This window comes from Bacillus sp. CCB-MMP212 (assembly GCF_022748145.1).
Taxonomy (GTDB): Bacteria; Bacillota; Bacilli; order Bacillales; family Bacillaceae_G; genus Bacillus_A; species Bacillus_A cereus.
In genome coordinates, this window is sequence record NZ_JALDQE010000001.1 from 19,682 (window position 1) to 36,353 (window position 16,672).

Consider the following 16,672-nt stretch of genomic DNA (forward strand, 5'->3'; position numbering starts at 1 on the left):
GGTTTTTATTATTGTTTTACTGTAATAAGTTTTTCAGCAATGACTTTACGTAGTTCTTTTTTGCTGACTTTTCCGACTCCTGTTTGCGGGAATGATTCAATAAATTCAATTCGATCTGGAATTTTATAAGCCGCTATACCACGTTCTCTTAAAAACATTTTTAATTCACTTACTGCCGGAACTTGTTCGCGAGCTATAACAAAAGCACAGGTGCGTTCACCTAAATAATCGTCAGGCATAGATACAATTGCTACGTCATGGACCGCATCGTGTGCTAATAAATGATTTTCAACTTCTTCCGCAGCAACTTTCTCACCACCACGGTTAATTTGATCTTTATCTCTTCCTTCTACAATGATGTATCCTTGTTCATTTACTTTTACAAGATCACCTGTGCGATAAAACCCATCCTTTGTAAATGATCGTGCATTATGCTCTTCAGCTTTATAGTAACCACGAATTGTATATGGACCTCTTGTTAATAAACTACCTACTTCGCCAGGTTGTACATCGTTGTCATTTTCATCAACAACTCGTACTTCATCGAGTGCAGACATTGGTCTACCTTGTGTATGAATAATAATTTCTTCCGGATCGTCTAATCTTGTATAGTTCACTAATCCTTCCGCCATACCGAATACTTGCTGTAACGTACATCCAAATGTAGGGCGTATACGTCTTGCAACCTCAGCGCTAAACTTAGCACCACCTACTTGAATAACCTCTAGGCTCGATAAATCGGTATTACGAGAAGATGCAGCATCAAGCCAAATCATTGCTAATGGCGGAACGAGCGCTGTAATTGTAACTTTTTCTTTTTCAATAAGAGCAAATGCCTCATCTGGACTACCACCAGTTGCCAATACCACTTTTCCACCCGCATAGAAAGTTCCAAATGTCCCTGGAGAACTCATTGGGTAATTGTGTGCTACCGGAAGAACTGCCATATAGACGCTTTCTGCATTCAAATTACAAATTTCAGCGCTTACACGTAAACTATAAATATAGTCATCATGTGTTCTAGGAATTAATTTAGAAAGACCTGTTGTCCCTCCTGATAATTGGAGAAATGCAACATCACTTGGCTGAACTTCTGGTAATGAGACGGGATCCATATACAGATCATTTATGTTCACAAACTCTTCTTCTTCCCCCACTACAATTACACGTTGTAAAGTTGGCACTTTCTCTTTCACTTCTCTTGCTAGTTTTCGATAATCAAAACCGAGAGCCTTATCTGAAATAACGTAAGCGCTCGCCTCGCCAAACTCACAAAAATAACTAATTTCACTGCTTCGATGTGAAGGTAGTGCGAAGACAGGAAGCGCTCCAATTCGAAATAGTGCAAAACATATTTCGAAAAACTCGATAATGTTAGGTAACTGGATTACAACTCTGTCCTCTTTCTTTATTCCTAAATTCAGTAAACCTGCTGCTAAACGATCTGCATTTTTATCAAGTTCACTATATGTTATATGCTTCTTACCACTTACAACCGCGATTCGATCTCCATATTTCTCAGCCCGCTCTCTTAATACTCCTCCAAATGTTTCACCAAGCCAACATCCTTCTTCTCGATAATGATCGGCAAATTCTTTTGGCCATTCTGTATAACCTACTAGCATTCTTTCTTCCCCCTATTTTTCATTAAGTGAACTATCTCTTAACCCTAAAGCTTTTAGCATTGTTTGGAACTTAGCTGATGTTTCTGCTAACTCATCTTCTGGTTTTGACTCAGCGACAACTCCAGCTCCTGCATATAAACGCAGTGTATTTTCTTGTACTTCAGCACAACGAATTGTAACAATCCATTCTCCATCTCCATTTAAATCGCTCCATCCTAGCATTCCTGTAAAGAACTCGCGGTCAAATGGCTCGATATGCTGTATAGCCTCTCTTGCTTTTTCCATCGGAGTTCCGCAAACTGCTGGCGTAGGATGAAGGGCAATTGCTAATTGTAAAGAAGAAGTATTTGGATCCTTCAGTTCACCTTTCACTTCTGTAGACAAATGCCACATCGCTTCACTATGAATAACTGATGGCTTTTCTGGAACATGTAATGTATGACAATACGGACGAAGTGCAGCGGCAACCGCTTCAACTACTACCGCATGTTCATGTAAATCTTTTGGAGAAGAAAGTAATTCCTCTGCCCTTCTTTTATCTTCTACTGGGTCCTCACTACGTGGCCTTGAACCAGCTAACGGATTAGAAATAACTTGCATACCATTACGTGAAACAAGCAATTCAGGACTTGCTCCAATTAGCGTCTTACTGTTCTCTTTTTCATCTTTCGGTAAATTCACAGCAAATGTATAACCATGCTTATTATGTTCTGCTAATTCTCGCAGAAGTTTTTGCTTATCAATCTTTTCGGAAGATTTAACATCTAACGATCTAGATAGAACGATTTTCTTTAAATCACCGTCCTGTATTTTTTTAATTCCTTGCTTCACACCATTCATATAAACTTCAGGGTCTGGTACTGGCGTCATTTCAAATGTTACGTTCTCATTTGTTTCAAGCTGATTTGTTGTATCCAATTGTAAACGCTCAGAAATTCTACTATATTCTGGTACGATAAGTTGGACTTCTTTTCTACGATCAAATGGCAAAGCACCCACAACGATAGGATTTGGATTTCCAGCTTGTTTCGCATTACTTAATGTCGCTTGCACAAGCTCTGGGAAATTTTCAATTTCACGATGCTTTACTGTAGTAAACTCTCCTTCTGCTAATATAGTTCGAGTTGGTGAAGCAAAAAAGAATGAAGATTCAGTCTTATAATCTTCTAAAAGTTTTTCTGACAATTCCTTTACAGCTATATGTTCATTCATAATATAATAACCTCCTGAATTTTTATTAAACTCCTAACGTAGCACCGCCATCGACACATAAATTGTGCATTGTAATATGACTTGCTCTATCTGAGGCTAAAAATAACACTGCTTCAGCAACTTCTGAAGGTTGTGCAATTTTTTGTAATGGAATTCCGAGTCTATATGTATTTTGAGAACCAGCAATTATATTTTTAGCTCCATTCTCATCAGCCCATAGTAATCTTTGCATCTCAGTTTCAGTAGAACCTGGAGAAACTAAGTTGCAGCGTATATTGTATGCCGCAAGCTCTAGTCCTAAACATTTCATAAACATCGTCGTTGCAGCCTTTGACGCAGCATACGCAGCCATCTCCATTCTCGGCGTATTTGCCGCATTTGAACCGACTGTAACAATTGCCCCTGATTTTCTTAACATCATATTTTTACTTACCGCTCGGGACATATTGAAAACCCCTGTAGTATTTACAGAGAATGTTTTATTCCAATCTTCATCACTTAACGAATGAATTGGTCCCATACGCAAAATCCCTGCAACGTTTACTAAAATATCTATTGGCGCTATTTCATTTGCAATATGATTTACCATGTCATCAACAGCAGCGCTATCACTCACGTCTAAACGAAACGTTTTCATACGTGTATTATTTAATTCATTTTGATTTAAGAGTACATTTAACCCCTCTTCATTTTGATCAACCGCAATAACTGTGGCTCCTCTTTCTAAAAACATTTTGGCAACAACACTGCCTATGCCTTGTGCTGCACCTGTTACTAAAACTGTTTTCCCATCAAATTCCCCTAAGTTCATTTTCTCTATCCTTTCACATAAACATTAATTTCATTAAGTAACACCAATGATATTGATTTTCATTATCAGTTGTGTTGTAAAAAATAATACACTTACTAAACTAATTGGTCAAGTGCGCATTACTTTAAAATCCATTTTATTGATAATGTTTTTCATTTACTATCTTACACCGAAATGATAATGTTTCTCAATAAACTTGTCAATCTTTTTTTATTTTTCAGACAAAGTATTTTAATGCTTCTTAATAAAATCATACCTAAACGCATTGAATGTACTTATATTATAAATAAAATTCAAACTCCTCTTTTTAAAATTGAAGAAGATAAACTAGAGATACGTTCATTTACAATGCTTTATGAAAAACTCAAGTATATATTTTCTCAATATTTTTCTGAAAATATATCTTACAAATACTAATGAATGTCTTCTTTACCATTTAAGATTTAATATATATTTCGAATAGGATGTATCAATTTATCATATTCTAATATATTCCAAATGGGTATTCCACTCACTTTTACATCTATAAAAATCCCAAAAGTAATTTAACCTTGTTAAAATAACTCATAAAAAAAGCATCCTAATTAATAGAATAGGATGCTTTTTCGTAATCATAGTGTTATAGAAGATTTGTATACTTATGCTACGCTGCGATACTCTTCTTCTTGTTCTTTTTTCTGTTTAGGTGCTTGAATTAAAATTGCGATAATGAATGACACGACACATAATACACCGATCACCATGAACGTTGGTTTGAATCCACCTAGAAGTGCACCGATAAAGGAACCTGCAAGCGCCCCAAATCCAAATCCTTGATACACAATTCCGTAGTTCTTACTATGGTTTTTCATACCGAAGAAATCACCAACAATAGCTGGGAAAATAGTGATATTTCCACCAAAGCAAAACGCTACACTTGCTACACATACGAAGTAAATACCATAATTTAAATCTACAAAACTTAGAACTAAGACTGAACTCGCCATAACAACAAAAGTAACAGTAACGATTTTTAAACGCCCAATTTTATCCGATAACGGTCCTAAAATGATACGACCTAATGTATTGAAGATTGCAACCATAGCCACCGCATTAGCTGCTGTTGCTGCGCTAAGCCCTACAAGTTGAACACCAATGTCTTTTACCATACCAATTAAGTATAAGCCACTCATACATGATGTAAATAACATGATAAATAATAAGTATACTTGTTTTGTGCCTAACATTTCTTTCGTTGTGTATTCCTTAGTTTTTGTTTCATGAACTGCTCCTTGATCTGCAGCTTGATGGATTAAACAAGCACCAATTACAATCATAGTTGTAACAATTAAACCCCAGTATATAAATGCTTGCGATACACCAACTGATTCAATCAACTGTGCGTTAACGTATTTAAAGATTAAGCTACCTGAACCATATGCAGAGACAGAAATACCAGCAATTAAACCTTTACGCTCTGGAAACCACTTTATTAAATTTGATAGTGAAGTGATATATGCTGTACCATCTGCATAACCTACAACAACTCCTGCTAGTACATAAAGTAATATTAATGAGGACGCTTGTGAGCTAAGTATTAACCCTAGTCCTAATGCTAATCCAGCTATCATAATAAGTTTACGAAGTCCCCATTTTTCTTGCAATTTACTCGCAAATAAAGTTGAAAATGCTAAAGAAAGACTAGTAATTGAAAAAGTTATCGCAACAGCGTTAAGACTCCAACCGTATTTACTAACTAAAGGCTGATTGAATAAACTCCATGTATATATCGTCCCAAGCCCCATTTGTACTATGACTGTGCCAAGGACAACAAACCATGGATTAACAGTTGATTTTTTCATACCTTTCCGCCTCCTCTTTCTATTTCAATGCTATTCGCTAAATTTACTTTTTTTATGTTCATTTTGGTCACCTCTTTTGATTTGACACCTTCATTGTATAAGATGTTTCTGTTTATGTAAGTACTTACAAGATAGAGCGTCAAAAACATGGAATCAGTTACAAAAAACGAAGGATGAAATACAAAAAACTACTGATTAAATACAATAGAAAAATTTTTTATACTTCGATTCACCTTATTTTTTATAAAATCACAAATTTTTTTCCAATAAATAAAACTAAATATTCACTAATATATCTATCCGTGGTTTAATATATATAATAAAAAATATTTCTGTCTTTAATGAGGAGGTACTATGAAAGCAAACGTAGGGGATACTATACTTTTTCAACGAAACAATTTAAAGATTACAGGATCTGTACTAAAACTTTATACTGAATCGGTCTTAGTTGAAATTACAAATGTAAGCGGTGGTACTTTTGAATTTGATCGAACAATTGTAAATCATAAAAACTATAAAGTTTTAAATACAAATACATAAAACAACACAAAATAGCCCCTGCTAAACAGCAGGGGCTATTTTATATAAAAATATTTCACTAGTTTATATACCCTAAAACATTAACAATCTTACTCGCTTTTAAATTGTTAATATGATAATAAATTTCTAAACCTCTTCTCTCTGCTCGTAACACTTTACCCTTCATTTTTGATAAATGTTGTGAAACAGTAGATTGCGGGATGTTCAGTAACTCTGTTAATTGTGTTACATTACAAGTTTTTCTTGTACTTAATTCATTTACAATTTGCAGTCGGATTGGATGCGCCATGATTTTTAAAATATCTACATCTTCTTCTGAAACTAAAGTTTTTTTCATTTCACTTGTATATGTTGTCATAAGACATTCCCCTTTTATATGAATTCCATTTTTATAAGATCTATTTCCAAAATTTTTAAAACCCTCGATTAAAACTTTTATATAGAAATAAAAGGATTTTAAATTTTTGAAAACAGAACTTACATTCACTTTATTTATTTGGTACATATACATAATACAATGTTAATATGTGCTCTATGTGAAGTTCGCATAAATTTGTGATGAAGATTTATTTAGCCACTCGCATCCTACTCATCTAATTACCCACTGCATAAAATCATCAGTTATTTTAACACATTTTAGGCGTTTGTATATACTATTTATAAAACAACTTTTATAAAGGGGAATTCATATGCCTACAGCGTTACAAGAAGAAGTCGAAGAAGCACGGGAAACATATGTCAGTCGTATCATCTTAGTTGGAGGATCCGCTTTATTTTTAGTAGGCGGGGTTATCTCAGCAATTTCAGCCTTTAAAACTTATAATCGTTTGGAGAATACGCCGCCTTCTACAGATAATTCATAGATATTTTATAAAATAAAACGTCGCCTCCAATATGAAGAGACGACGTTTTATGATTCATACATATGACACTAAAAGTATCGATAGATTCCCTACTCCATTTTCTAAGCTTACTTCACCACAAACCTAGTCTGACTACACCCATCCTTCTGCTTCGTTACTTCTAATACAGCTGGCATTGCGTTTTTCAGCTCTTGTACGTGTGAAATGACACCGATAAATCGGCCTGATTTTTGTAGGTCAATTAAGGCATCAACTGCTTTCGTTAATGATTCTTCATCTAATGAACCGAACCCTTCATCGATGAACATCGTTTCGATGGAAATACCACCTTCATATGCTTGAATGACATCTGCCATTCCTAGCGCTAAGCAAAGTGATGCGTTAAATTTCTCTCCGCCGGATAATGTTTTTACATCGCGCGTTTGGCCAGTGTATGCATCGTACACATCTAAGCCTAATCCACTTTGACGGTTTCTTTTTTCAACTCGTTCACTTCGTTTTAAATAAAATTGTCCATTTGATAATTTACGTAGTCGTTCGTTTGCGATTTGAACAATTTGTTCTAAATACTCAATTAAGATGTAACGTTCAAATGATATACGACTTTCGTTATCACCTTTCATTACTTCATATAAATCAACAAGTTCTTGGAAGGCTTTTTCTTCCTCGTGAATTTGTTCGTCAATACGTCTAATGTTTTCATGTAAATCAGAAATATATGTTACCGCATTTTGCGCACGTTGACGTTTTTCTTTAATTATATCGAGATTAATTTCTAGTTCTTTTATGTGTTCACCTAAAGATGTAATATCCATATACTCTTTATCTTTTAATTCTGAGTTTAGCTCTTCAATTTGTTTTGCAAGCACTTCAAGAGATGAATAATAACCTTGAATTTCTTTCTGTAACATCTCCATCTCGGCATCGCTTAATTTGGCTTCTTTATACGTGAATTGATCTGTAAATCCGCTTTGTTCTAGCTCTTTCATAAAGCGTGCGAAAGTCTCTTCTTTCTTCAATTTTGCACTTTCAAATTGATTAGAAGCACCTTTCTGTTCTGCTTGAATACGTATATTTTCATTTTGCCAATGTTGATACGCTTCCTGCACTTTCTTCCATTCGTCCTCCATTAACCTAAGTTCGTGCATAGCTTGGTCAAACTGTGCTTTCCAAGCTTGTACTGTTTGCAAGTTTTCTGGAATATTTCGTTTATCATGTTCATATGACGTACGAAGTTGCATGCACTCCATTTCTGTACGGTGCTGCATTGTTTCTACTTCCCGTTTTTGTTTCTGAAGTTCTTCTATTTTTTCTTCTACGCTTTTCATGTTCACAGCAATCTGCTTACGTGTTTCTTCACTTACTTTTAACGTATTAACGTCTGCTGCTAATTGTTTTCCTTTTTGAACAAGTACACTATATGTTTCAACTAATTTTTCGGAGTTATAGCCACGCTTCACAACTTCTTCTATCACTTGTTCATATTGTAGTCGATAAAAATTCCATTTCTCCTCTACTTGCACATGTAATTTTTCAGCAATGTTCTTCTTATCTCTTAAATCGTTTAACTCTTTTTCATCGATCGCATTACTTTGCTCTGTAGCTTTTTGCGGATGATTCGTACTACCACATACCGGACAAGATGCACCGTCATGTAAATGAAGAGCTAATATACCAGCTTGTTCACTTAACCAACGGCGCTCCATGTTTTCATATGCACGAACTGCCACGTGCATTTTATTATTTGCCACTTCTTTTTCTTGCTCGAATTTTTGTTTTTCTTGCCAAACATCATATGCTTGCTTTAAAACTTTTGCATCTTCTCGCATATTCGTTAGTTCTTCTACTTTAGCTACATATTGCTCAAGTGCTTGTTCTAATTGCTGCAATTCATCAGACATTCTCTGTTTTTGGCTTGTATGCTCTTCTAGTTGTTGATCCAACTTTTGCATACTTTCTTTTAATTTCCCTATTTGAATTTCGGCATTTTGTAAATTCAGCTTTCTCTCAGCTAATGATTCAATGATTGCTTGTAACTCTTCTAATCTTTGAACAAGTTTTTTAGCCTCTTCTCGTTCAGCTTCTTTATTCTTTACTACTTCATACTTCTCCTGAGCAAGTTCAAAGCTGTTCATTATCTGTTCTTGTTTGACGATTATCTGTTTTAACAAACTTTCAGCTTTCTGCTCATTTTGCATCGCTTCTTCATACCATTGTTCAAATGGTAATAAGCGCTTTGCTTGTTCCGCACGTTTAAAGGATTTTTCTTTCCTTTCAATTGCTGCACGGTTCTCTTGTAAAGTGTTATATTTCTCATTCTTTTGTTGTAAATCTATAAATTTCTCATTTACAGATTTTGCTGCATGAAAACGTGTTTCTGCATCCTTTAATTGCTTCGTTTGAACATCTTGTTCTACTTGTAATTGCTCAACCTCTGCCTTATACACTGTTGTTTCTTGTTCTAACGCTTCTACTACTTGATGCGTATTTACATGTTCTTGTGCCGCTAATGTCTCTAATAATGCTCCATCACGGATTGGTAATTTAAAAACATTACGGAAATAGAGCTCTCTCTCTTTTTGTTTTTCTTGCAAGACGTCTTTCCATTGTTTTCTCTTTTGATCAAGTAACTCACGCATTAATTTATAACGATCCGTTTTAAAAATACGACGTAAAATCTCTTCTTTGTTTTCCGTCTCAGATGTTAATAGTTTTCGGAATTCACCTTGTGGTAACATAACAATTTGACTAAATTGATGTTTACTTAACCCAATTAAATCTTCCACTTTTTTGTTTACGTCTGTTACATGAAAACGATCGACGGCTGGAACGTTTTCTCCATCAATAACTTCATATAATTCTACTGCATGTCCTGTAATGGTCTTATTCCCTTGTTTTTTATGTCCAAGTTGTCTTTTTATTTCATAGCGTTTCCCTTTTAATTGAAAGGTTAGTTCTACACTTGTATAAACATCATCATCAGCAAATTGACTTCGAAGCATGCTCGTATCACTACGTTCTTCTCCACTAGCCTCACCATATAACACATAACAAATCGCATCAAAAATCGTTGTTTTTCCAGCTCCCGTATTCCCAGAAATAGCGAAAATACGATGTTCTCCAAGATCTTCAAAATCGATTACTTCTTTCTGTTTATATGGCCCGAATGCTGTCATAATAAGCTGAATCGGTCTCATCCTCGTTCACCTTCCCGTTCTTGCACTGTTTGTAATACATCTATAAATAGGCGTTCTTTCTCTTCTGATAAATCTAACCCTTTCATTTCTTTATAGAAAGCCTTTAAAAGAGATAAATCATCCGTTTTATGTCTTGAAACCGTTACTTCATTTGTATCTGTGAGTTCTCGCCTTTGCATCGCTCTTTCAACGTGCATTGCATTTGGATATACAGATCGTATTTTCTCCATTGGCTGTAAGACAGGGTTTTCATCTAATAATTTTACAAATACGTAATCTTCACTTACTGGGTGCTGTAATAATTCATCTATTTTCGCTTCTACTGTTCGCATTTTACGACGTGGTGAAAGTAACCTTTTTTCAATTGCTACTTCACCAGTTTCATTCAGTTCTACAATGTAATAACCTTTTTTATGTTTCTCTTCAGAAATTGAATAGGCAAGTGGTGAACCTGAATATCGAATGGTCTCATTACGTACGAAATGCGCTTGATGTAAATGTCCAAGCGCTGTGTAATGAAACTTATCAAAATAATGACTATTTACATATTCAGCACCACCAATTGAAAGTGGTCGTTCTGCATCACTTGTATTCTCCTCCGCTTCTCCTGAAGAAGTTACAAATGCATGTCCAACAAATACATGTCTAGCTTCTTTATCCATTGTTTCAGAGAGCTCATTCATAAAAATGCGCATCGCATCATCATGAGAACGTACGTCTTCATTTTTCAACACGTGTCTAACTATGCTTGGGTCTGCATACGGTATTAGATGGAAGTGAACCTCTCCATATTCATCACTTAGTACAACAGGTTCATACGGGAATTGAAATTGGCCTGCAATATGTAATCCCTGTTTTTTCATTAAACTACTCCCAAAATGGATACGATCCGGACTATCATGATTACCAGCTACTGCAATAACTGGTGTTTGTAAATCAATAACTATTTTTTGCAGCACATCATTTAATAAGTCTACTGCTTCTGTAGGTGGAATTGCTCGGTCATATAAATCCCCTGCAATAATTACAGCATCTGGTTTTTCTTCTTCAACAGCCTGTACAAACTGATCTAATACAATCTTTTGGTCTTCAGTCATATACACGCCATGAACAAGCTTACCTAAATGCCAATCCGCTGTATGAAATAACTTCATATTTTTCTACTCCTTTTAATTTACTGATTTTAGTGAAACGAGTTGATAGTTTATTGTAGTTTTTCCGTTCTCCCACTCTAGCTTCAATATCGTTGCACTTCCAATTCTTTCTTCATTTGATTTATATAAAGGCAATATTTCTTGAATTGTAAATAAGTGATAACCATCCAATATTAATTGAAATATATTTTCTTCAATATGTAATCTTACTTCTTTTTCATTTGAAATAATTTTTGTGTGCATCTCAAATTTCATGATAGATACAACCCCTTTTTATAATCTCTACATTTTAATAGTATAGTGGCTATGCAAGATTGACAAGTACATACACAGCAAAGTACACACTTTTCTATTGTTATATGTTTTATGTATTTTATATAAAGTACGGTATGTGAAATTTTATATTTTCTCCAAAATAAAAATGCCTATTGTGACATCTTTATTTTTGTATAAAGTCTTTCATTACATAATATAAAACGGTAATTAAAACGATTGCGACGAAAAATGAGAACACTGCGACAATGTACCCATCTTTATTTAATAAAATACAGAATGAAATAGATATTATAAAAATCGGAAATACGAGACGTACTTTATCCTTCACTTCTTCTGTCGTATCTGTATGATGAAAATACTGCGTTATCCCTATCATTAAAGAAGACAAAATAATAACCGACAATAGTAAAGGTCCTGGCATTCCGATTTCTCCTTTCTCTATTTCTAATTCAGTGCAAAATTTCTTATTACAATTGTACGATTCATTTTTTCTTCAAACACTCTTTTTAGAATTGATAATGAACAATTCACACCTATATAATAGCGCTTTTATCATTATAACTTCAAATAATTACACTTACAGTAATGTTGTAATATTCCCCCTCAGTCTCTGAAATCCTGCAAAGATAACTCGTCAAAATATGCGGTGACCAAATTAATATTTACCGTCAACTTTTGACAAAATTTATAAAGGACATTTCAGTACATATCAAGAATTAAGAATAAGAAGATATGTAAGGGAGGATGCATTATGACTGAACACGTTTTATTTTCTGTTAGTGAAAACGGCGTTGCAACAATTACTTTAAACCGTCCAAAAGCACTTAATTCTTTATCTTATGACATGTTACAACCTATCGGACAAAAACTTAAAGAGTGGGAACACGATGAGCGTATTGCACTTATCGTGTTAAAAGGAGCTGGCACAAAAGGTTTTTGTGCAGGTGGCGACATTAAAACTCTTTATGAAGCGCGTTCCAATGAAGTGGCATTGCAACATGCAGAACGTTTTTTTGAAGAAGAGTATGAAATTGATACATATATTTATCAATATACAAAACCGATTATTGCTTGTTTAGATGGAATTGTAATGGGCGGTGGTGTCGGTCTTACAAATGGTGCGAAGTATCGCATTGTAACTGAACGTACGAAATGGGCAATGCCAGAGATGAATATCGGCTTCTTCCCAGACGTCGGAGCTGCATATTTCTTAAATAAAGCACCTGGATATACAGGACGCTTCGTTGCTTTAACAGCATCTATTTTAAAAGCTTCTGACGTATTATTTATTAATGCTGCTGATTACTTTATGACATCTGATTCATTACCAGAGTTTCTTACTGAACTTGAAAGTGTAAATTGGCATAAAGAAGATGATGTACATACTAATTTAAAAGAAGTTATTCGTACATTCGCAACTGCTCCAAACTTAGAAAGCGAGCTGACTCCTTCATTAGAAGTAATTAATTCACATTTTGCTTACGATACAATTGAAGAAATCATCCATTCATTGGAGAAAGATGAAAGCTCCTTTGCTCTAAAAACGAAAGAAACACTGTTATCAAAATCACCTATTTCACTAAAAGTAACATTAAAACAGTTTATTGATGGACAAGATAAATCCGTTGAAGAATGTTTCGCTACGGACCTTATACTTGCTAAAAACTTCATGAGACATGAAGATTTCTTCGAAGGAGTACGCTCCGTTGTCGTTGATAAAGATCAAAATCCGAATTATAAATATAAACAGTTAAGTGACGTTTCAGAAGAAGATGTGAATCGTTTCTTTAATTTACTTAATGCATAAAATGAAACTGTAATGAGTGGGTGTTTTGTTCATCCCCCACCTAACTTCTTTGCTTCAGCTAAATCTTGTGCGGTGGAAATCTTACTACTCGCAAATAGCGGGATAAAATCGAGGCTATATAGTAGTGAAATTACAGCTACTATATAGCCTTTTTTTATTTAATAATTTTTAATAAAATTTAATTTTATTAAATCCATTTTTGTGCTACACTGATTTTAATCAAATATTCTAAAAATAAAAAGGAGGGGCGGCTATGATAGAAAATTATCTTCTTTTCATCATTATGTCTATTTGCCTTATCATTTTACCTGGTCCAGATACAGCAATGGCTACGAAAAACACATTGGTTGCTGGTAAAGTCGGTGGAGTGAAAACAGTGTTTGGTACATGTATTGCACTATTAATTCATACTTTAGCTGCTGTAATTGGTCTTTCTGCACTTATTGTAAAGTCAGCTCTTTTATTTTCTATTTTCAAGTACGTTGGGGCTCTCTATTTAATATATATCGGTATTAAAGCCCTTTTAGCAGTAAGAAACAAAGAAAACTTAGATACAAATGATCTATCTTTGAATAATGAAAACGAACATACTTCTTGCTTTCGCCAAGGATTTCTTACAAATTTATTAAATCCTAAAGTTGCAGTCTTCTTTTTAACTTTTTTACCGCAATTTTTAAATCCAAATCATAATACATTTATTCAACTTCTTGTAATGGGTCTTACTTACCTCGTTTTAACAGTCATTTGGTTTGCATTTTATATATTTTTAATTGATAAAATTAGTGCTTTTATGAAAAAACCAAAGACGCAACGTTATATTCAAGGGCTAACAGGAGTCGTCCTAATTGGATTTGGTATTAAACTAGCTTTTGAAAAAAATAATTAACAAGATGAAACCCACCACCACTATTAATAGTGGTGGTGGGTTTCATTTAATAGCTGATTTGGCTGTTTACTCTATATTAAAACCAGCGCTCAGTTACAACTTTTTTACGTGTATAGAATTGAACGCCATCTGTACCATTTGTACCTAAATCACCAAAGAATGAAGCTTTATTTCCTGCAAATGCGAAGAATGCCATTGGTGCTGGAACGTTTACATTTACACCGATCATACCAGCATCGATGTTATCACGGAATGTTTGTGCATGTTTACCATTTGACGTATAAATAACCGCACCGTTTGCAAATTTAGATTGATTTGTTAGTTTAATACCTTCTTCTAAATCTTTAACACGTACAATGCTTAATACTGGAGCAAAAATTTCATCTTGCCAAATTTTCATTTCTTGATTCACGCCATCAAAGATTGTCGCACCTACAAAGTAACCTTCTCCAACTTCTTCATTAATTTTACGGCCATCTACTAATAAAGTTGCCCCATCTGCTACACCGCTATTAATATAGCCTAAAACGCGCTCTTTATGAGATTCACGGATTAATGGTCCAACATAGTTATCTTCGTTAAAGCCATCGCCTACTTTTAATTTTTTCGTTTCTGCTACTAATACATCAATGAATTCATCAGCAATTTCATCCACTACTGCTACTACTGAGCATGCCATACAGCGCTCTCCACTACTTGCAAATGCAGATCCAATTACACCTTGTACTGTTTTCTCAAGATTGCAATCTGGCATTACAATCGCATGGTTTTTCGCACCTGCTAACGCTTGTACACGTTTTCCGTGTTTTGTACCTGTTTCATATACGTAACGAGCTACCGGCTCAGAGCCAACGAACGAAACAGCTTGAATATCTTTATTTTCTAAAATGCTATTTACAACATCTTTTCCGCCTTGTACTAAATTTAATACGCCTTTTGGGAAACCTGCTTCATAGAATAATTCTACAAGTCGCTCCGCTAAAAGTGGCGTTCTTTCCGATGTTTTTAATACGAATGTATTACCGCAAGCAATTGCAAGTGGGAACATCCATAATGGAATCATCATTGGGAAGTTGAACGGTGTAATACCAGCAACAACTCCGATTGGGTAGCGCCAAATTGATCCATCAATTCCGCTAGCAATATTCGGAAGCGCTTGTCCCATCATTAAATTAGGTGCCGATGTTGCAAGTTCTACTGCTTCAATACCACGCTGTACTTCACCTGTTGCATCCGTTAGCGTCTTACCATTTTCTAGCGTAATGATTTTTGCAAGCTCATCTTTGTTTTCTTGTAATAGCTGTAAATATTTATATAAATTTCTTGAACGATTCGGAACTGGTACTTTAGACCATGTTTCGAATGCTGCTTTTGCCGCTTCAACAGCTTTTTCAACATCCTCTTTTGGAGATAGTGGAACGTAAGCGATAATTTTTCCAGTCGCTGGATTTGGAACTGCTTCTACTTCCGTACCTGTCGATTCAACCCACTCACCGTTAATGTGATTTTTAACTCGTTTAATTTCAGTTGTAATCATTGTATTCTCTCCTTTGTATAATTTATTTTTGATTAGAAATTAATTGCTCGCTAACTTTCTTATATAAAGCAGCCATATCGTTTTCACCATATCCAGCTTGACTCGCTTCGTCATATACATTTAATAACATTTCGCTTACCGGTAAATGGAGTTCGCTTTCCTTAGCTAAGTCAACTGCAAACCCTAAATCTTTCTTCAATAAGTTCACAGTAAATCCTGGCTCGTAGTTTTCAGGTGCTATAAAACTTTTAAAATTACGTTCATAAATTCTGCTTTGGCCGTAACTTACATTTAAAATATCAAACATTTTATCTAAATCCATATTGTTCTTTTTCGCTAATGTTAAAGCTTCACTTACACCAGCTGTATAAAAACCAATTAATAAGTTATTAATTAACTTAACAGTTGTACCACTATCAATCTGCTCACTAACATGGAAAATGTTCGCGCCTAGTACGCCCATGATAGATTCCGTTTTCTCATATACCTCTTTTGATCCACCAACCATAAACGTTAATGTACGATTTTCGGCTCCAATTACACCGCCGCTCACAGGTGCTGCTAAAAAGTTTACTTTCTTTTCCTTTGCAGCTTCCTCTAATTGTTTGTTTAACTGCGGCGATACCGTACTTGTATCAATGAAAACTACATTCGAGTGACCATTTTCAAATAATCCTTCTGCTCCAAAATATACCGCTTCAACAGCGCGAGGTGAAGGTAAACTTGTAAAAACTACATCACATGTTTCTGCTAGTTTTGAGATTGATAGACCGATAATTCCGCCTTCTTTTTCAAAGGACGCTTCTGCCTCTTTATTTAAGTCCACGCCATATACTGTGTAACCTGATTTAACTAGATTTTTTGACATCGGAAGACCCATGTTACCTAAACCGATAAAACCAATCTTTTTCATTTCGCTTTCC

Annotated in this window: 15 protein-coding genes; 4 read left to right on the plus strand and 11 right to left on the minus strand. The window is 34.8% G+C overall.

Features of this window, described 5'->3' with window-relative positions; all coding sequences use genetic code 11:
* Window positions 1-8 precede the first annotated feature (8 nt).
* From MRP26_RS00080 to MRP26_RS00095, 4 genes are all read right to left on the minus strand, one after another.
* Complete coding sequence (locus MRP26_RS00080; RefSeq protein ID WP_053564561.1) at window positions 9-1,625, minus strand: (2,3-dihydroxybenzoyl)adenylate synthase; 1,617 nt, start codon at window positions 1,623-1,625, stop codon at window positions 9-11.
* 12 nt (window positions 1,626-1,637) lie between these two features.
* On the minus strand, window positions 1,638-2,837 hold the full coding sequence (gene dhbC, locus MRP26_RS00085; protein ID WP_001002071.1) for an isochorismate synthase DhbC: 1,200 nt from the start codon (window positions 2,835-2,837) through the stop codon (window positions 1,638-1,640).
* A gap of 25 nt (window positions 2,838-2,862) precedes the next feature.
* The gene (dhbA, locus tag MRP26_RS00090; protein WP_053564563.1) at window positions 2,863-3,648 is read right to left on the minus strand and encodes a 2,3-dihydro-2,3-dihydroxybenzoate dehydrogenase; all 786 of its coding nucleotides are present in this window, start codon (window positions 3,646-3,648) and stop codon (window positions 2,863-2,865) included.
* A 638-nt stretch (window positions 3,649-4,286) separates the two neighbouring features.
* The gene (locus MRP26_RS00095; RefSeq protein ID WP_157418121.1) at window positions 4,287-5,489 is read right to left on the minus strand and encodes an L-lactate MFS transporter; all 1,203 of its coding nucleotides are present in this window, start codon (window positions 5,487-5,489) and stop codon (window positions 4,287-4,289) included.
* 354 nt (window positions 5,490-5,843) lie between these two features.
* Here MRP26_RS00095 and MRP26_RS00100 point away from each other — a divergent pair, with 354 nt between their 5' ends.
* Window positions 5,844-6,029 (plus strand): YkvS family protein, encoded by a 186-nt coding sequence (locus MRP26_RS00100; protein WP_000646793.1) that lies wholly within the window; start codon window positions 5,844-5,846, stop codon window positions 6,027-6,029.
* Window positions 6,030-6,087: 58 nt separating this feature from the next.
* Here the strand turns inward: MRP26_RS00100 and MRP26_RS00105 are convergent, their stop codons facing one another.
* Window positions 6,088-6,387: an ArsR/SmtB family transcription factor gene (locus tag MRP26_RS00105; RefSeq protein ID WP_000214794.1), complete on the minus strand. Its 300-nt coding sequence runs from the start codon at window positions 6,385-6,387 to the stop codon at window positions 6,088-6,090.
* Between the two features lie 331 nt (window positions 6,388-6,718).
* Between MRP26_RS00105 and MRP26_RS00110 the strand changes: the two genes are divergently transcribed.
* The gene (locus tag MRP26_RS00110) at window positions 6,719-6,892 is read left to right on the plus strand and encodes a hypothetical protein (protein ID WP_001141667.1); all 174 of its coding nucleotides are present in this window, start codon (window positions 6,719-6,721) and stop codon (window positions 6,890-6,892) included.
* A 107-nt stretch (window positions 6,893-6,999) separates the two neighbouring features.
* Here the strand turns inward: MRP26_RS00110 and MRP26_RS00115 are convergent, their stop codons facing one another.
* The 4 genes from MRP26_RS00115 to MRP26_RS00130 all read right to left on the minus strand — a co-directional run bounded on the left by MRP26_RS00115 (window position 7,000) and on the right by MRP26_RS00130 (window position 11,940).
* Window positions 7,000-10,089, minus strand: a complete 3,090-nt coding sequence (locus MRP26_RS00115) for an AAA family ATPase (protein WP_242805818.1) — start codon at window positions 10,087-10,089, stop codon at window positions 7,000-7,002.
* Window positions 10,086-11,243 (minus strand): exonuclease SbcCD subunit D, encoded by a 1,158-nt coding sequence (locus MRP26_RS00120; RefSeq protein WP_078400722.1) that lies wholly within the window; start codon window positions 11,241-11,243, stop codon window positions 10,086-10,088. Before MRP26_RS00120 ends, MRP26_RS00115 begins: the two co-directional genes overlap by 4 nt.
* A gap of 15 nt (window positions 11,244-11,258) precedes the next feature.
* On the minus strand, window positions 11,259-11,498 hold the full coding sequence (locus tag MRP26_RS00125; protein WP_000667344.1) for a DUF2584 family protein: 240 nt from the start codon (window positions 11,496-11,498) through the stop codon (window positions 11,259-11,261).
* A gap of 184 nt (window positions 11,499-11,682) precedes the next feature.
* The gene (locus MRP26_RS00130; RefSeq protein ID WP_001119409.1) at window positions 11,683-11,940 is read right to left on the minus strand and encodes a hypothetical protein; all 258 of its coding nucleotides are present in this window, start codon (window positions 11,938-11,940) and stop codon (window positions 11,683-11,685) included.
* Window positions 11,941-12,270: 330 nt separating this feature from the next.
* On the opposite strand from MRP26_RS00130, the gene MRP26_RS00135 reads away from it, so the two are divergent.
* A complete protein-coding gene (locus MRP26_RS00135; RefSeq protein WP_074047299.1) occupies window positions 12,271-13,326 on the plus strand; it encodes an enoyl-CoA hydratase/isomerase family protein in 1,056 nt (351 codons plus the stop codon).
* A 253-nt stretch (window positions 13,327-13,579) separates the two neighbouring features.
* Window positions 13,580-14,212, plus strand: coding sequence for a LysE family translocator (locus MRP26_RS00140; RefSeq protein WP_000572360.1), 633 nt, complete (start codon window positions 13,580-13,582; stop codon window positions 14,210-14,212).
* Between the two features lie 76 nt (window positions 14,213-14,288).
* Here MRP26_RS00140 and MRP26_RS00145 read toward each other — a convergent pair whose 3' ends face one another.
* Together MRP26_RS00145 and MRP26_RS00150 are read right to left on the minus strand one after the other, a co-directional pair.
* Window positions 14,289-15,749 (minus strand): CoA-acylating methylmalonate-semialdehyde dehydrogenase, encoded by a 1,461-nt coding sequence (locus tag MRP26_RS00145; RefSeq protein ID WP_000633339.1) that lies wholly within the window; start codon window positions 15,747-15,749, stop codon window positions 14,289-14,291.
* A 22-nt stretch (window positions 15,750-15,771) separates the two neighbouring features.
* Window positions 15,772-16,662, minus strand: coding sequence for an NAD(P)-dependent oxidoreductase (locus MRP26_RS00150; protein WP_016081726.1), 891 nt, complete (start codon window positions 16,660-16,662; stop codon window positions 15,772-15,774).
* Window positions 16,663-16,672: the final 10 nt, after the last annotated feature.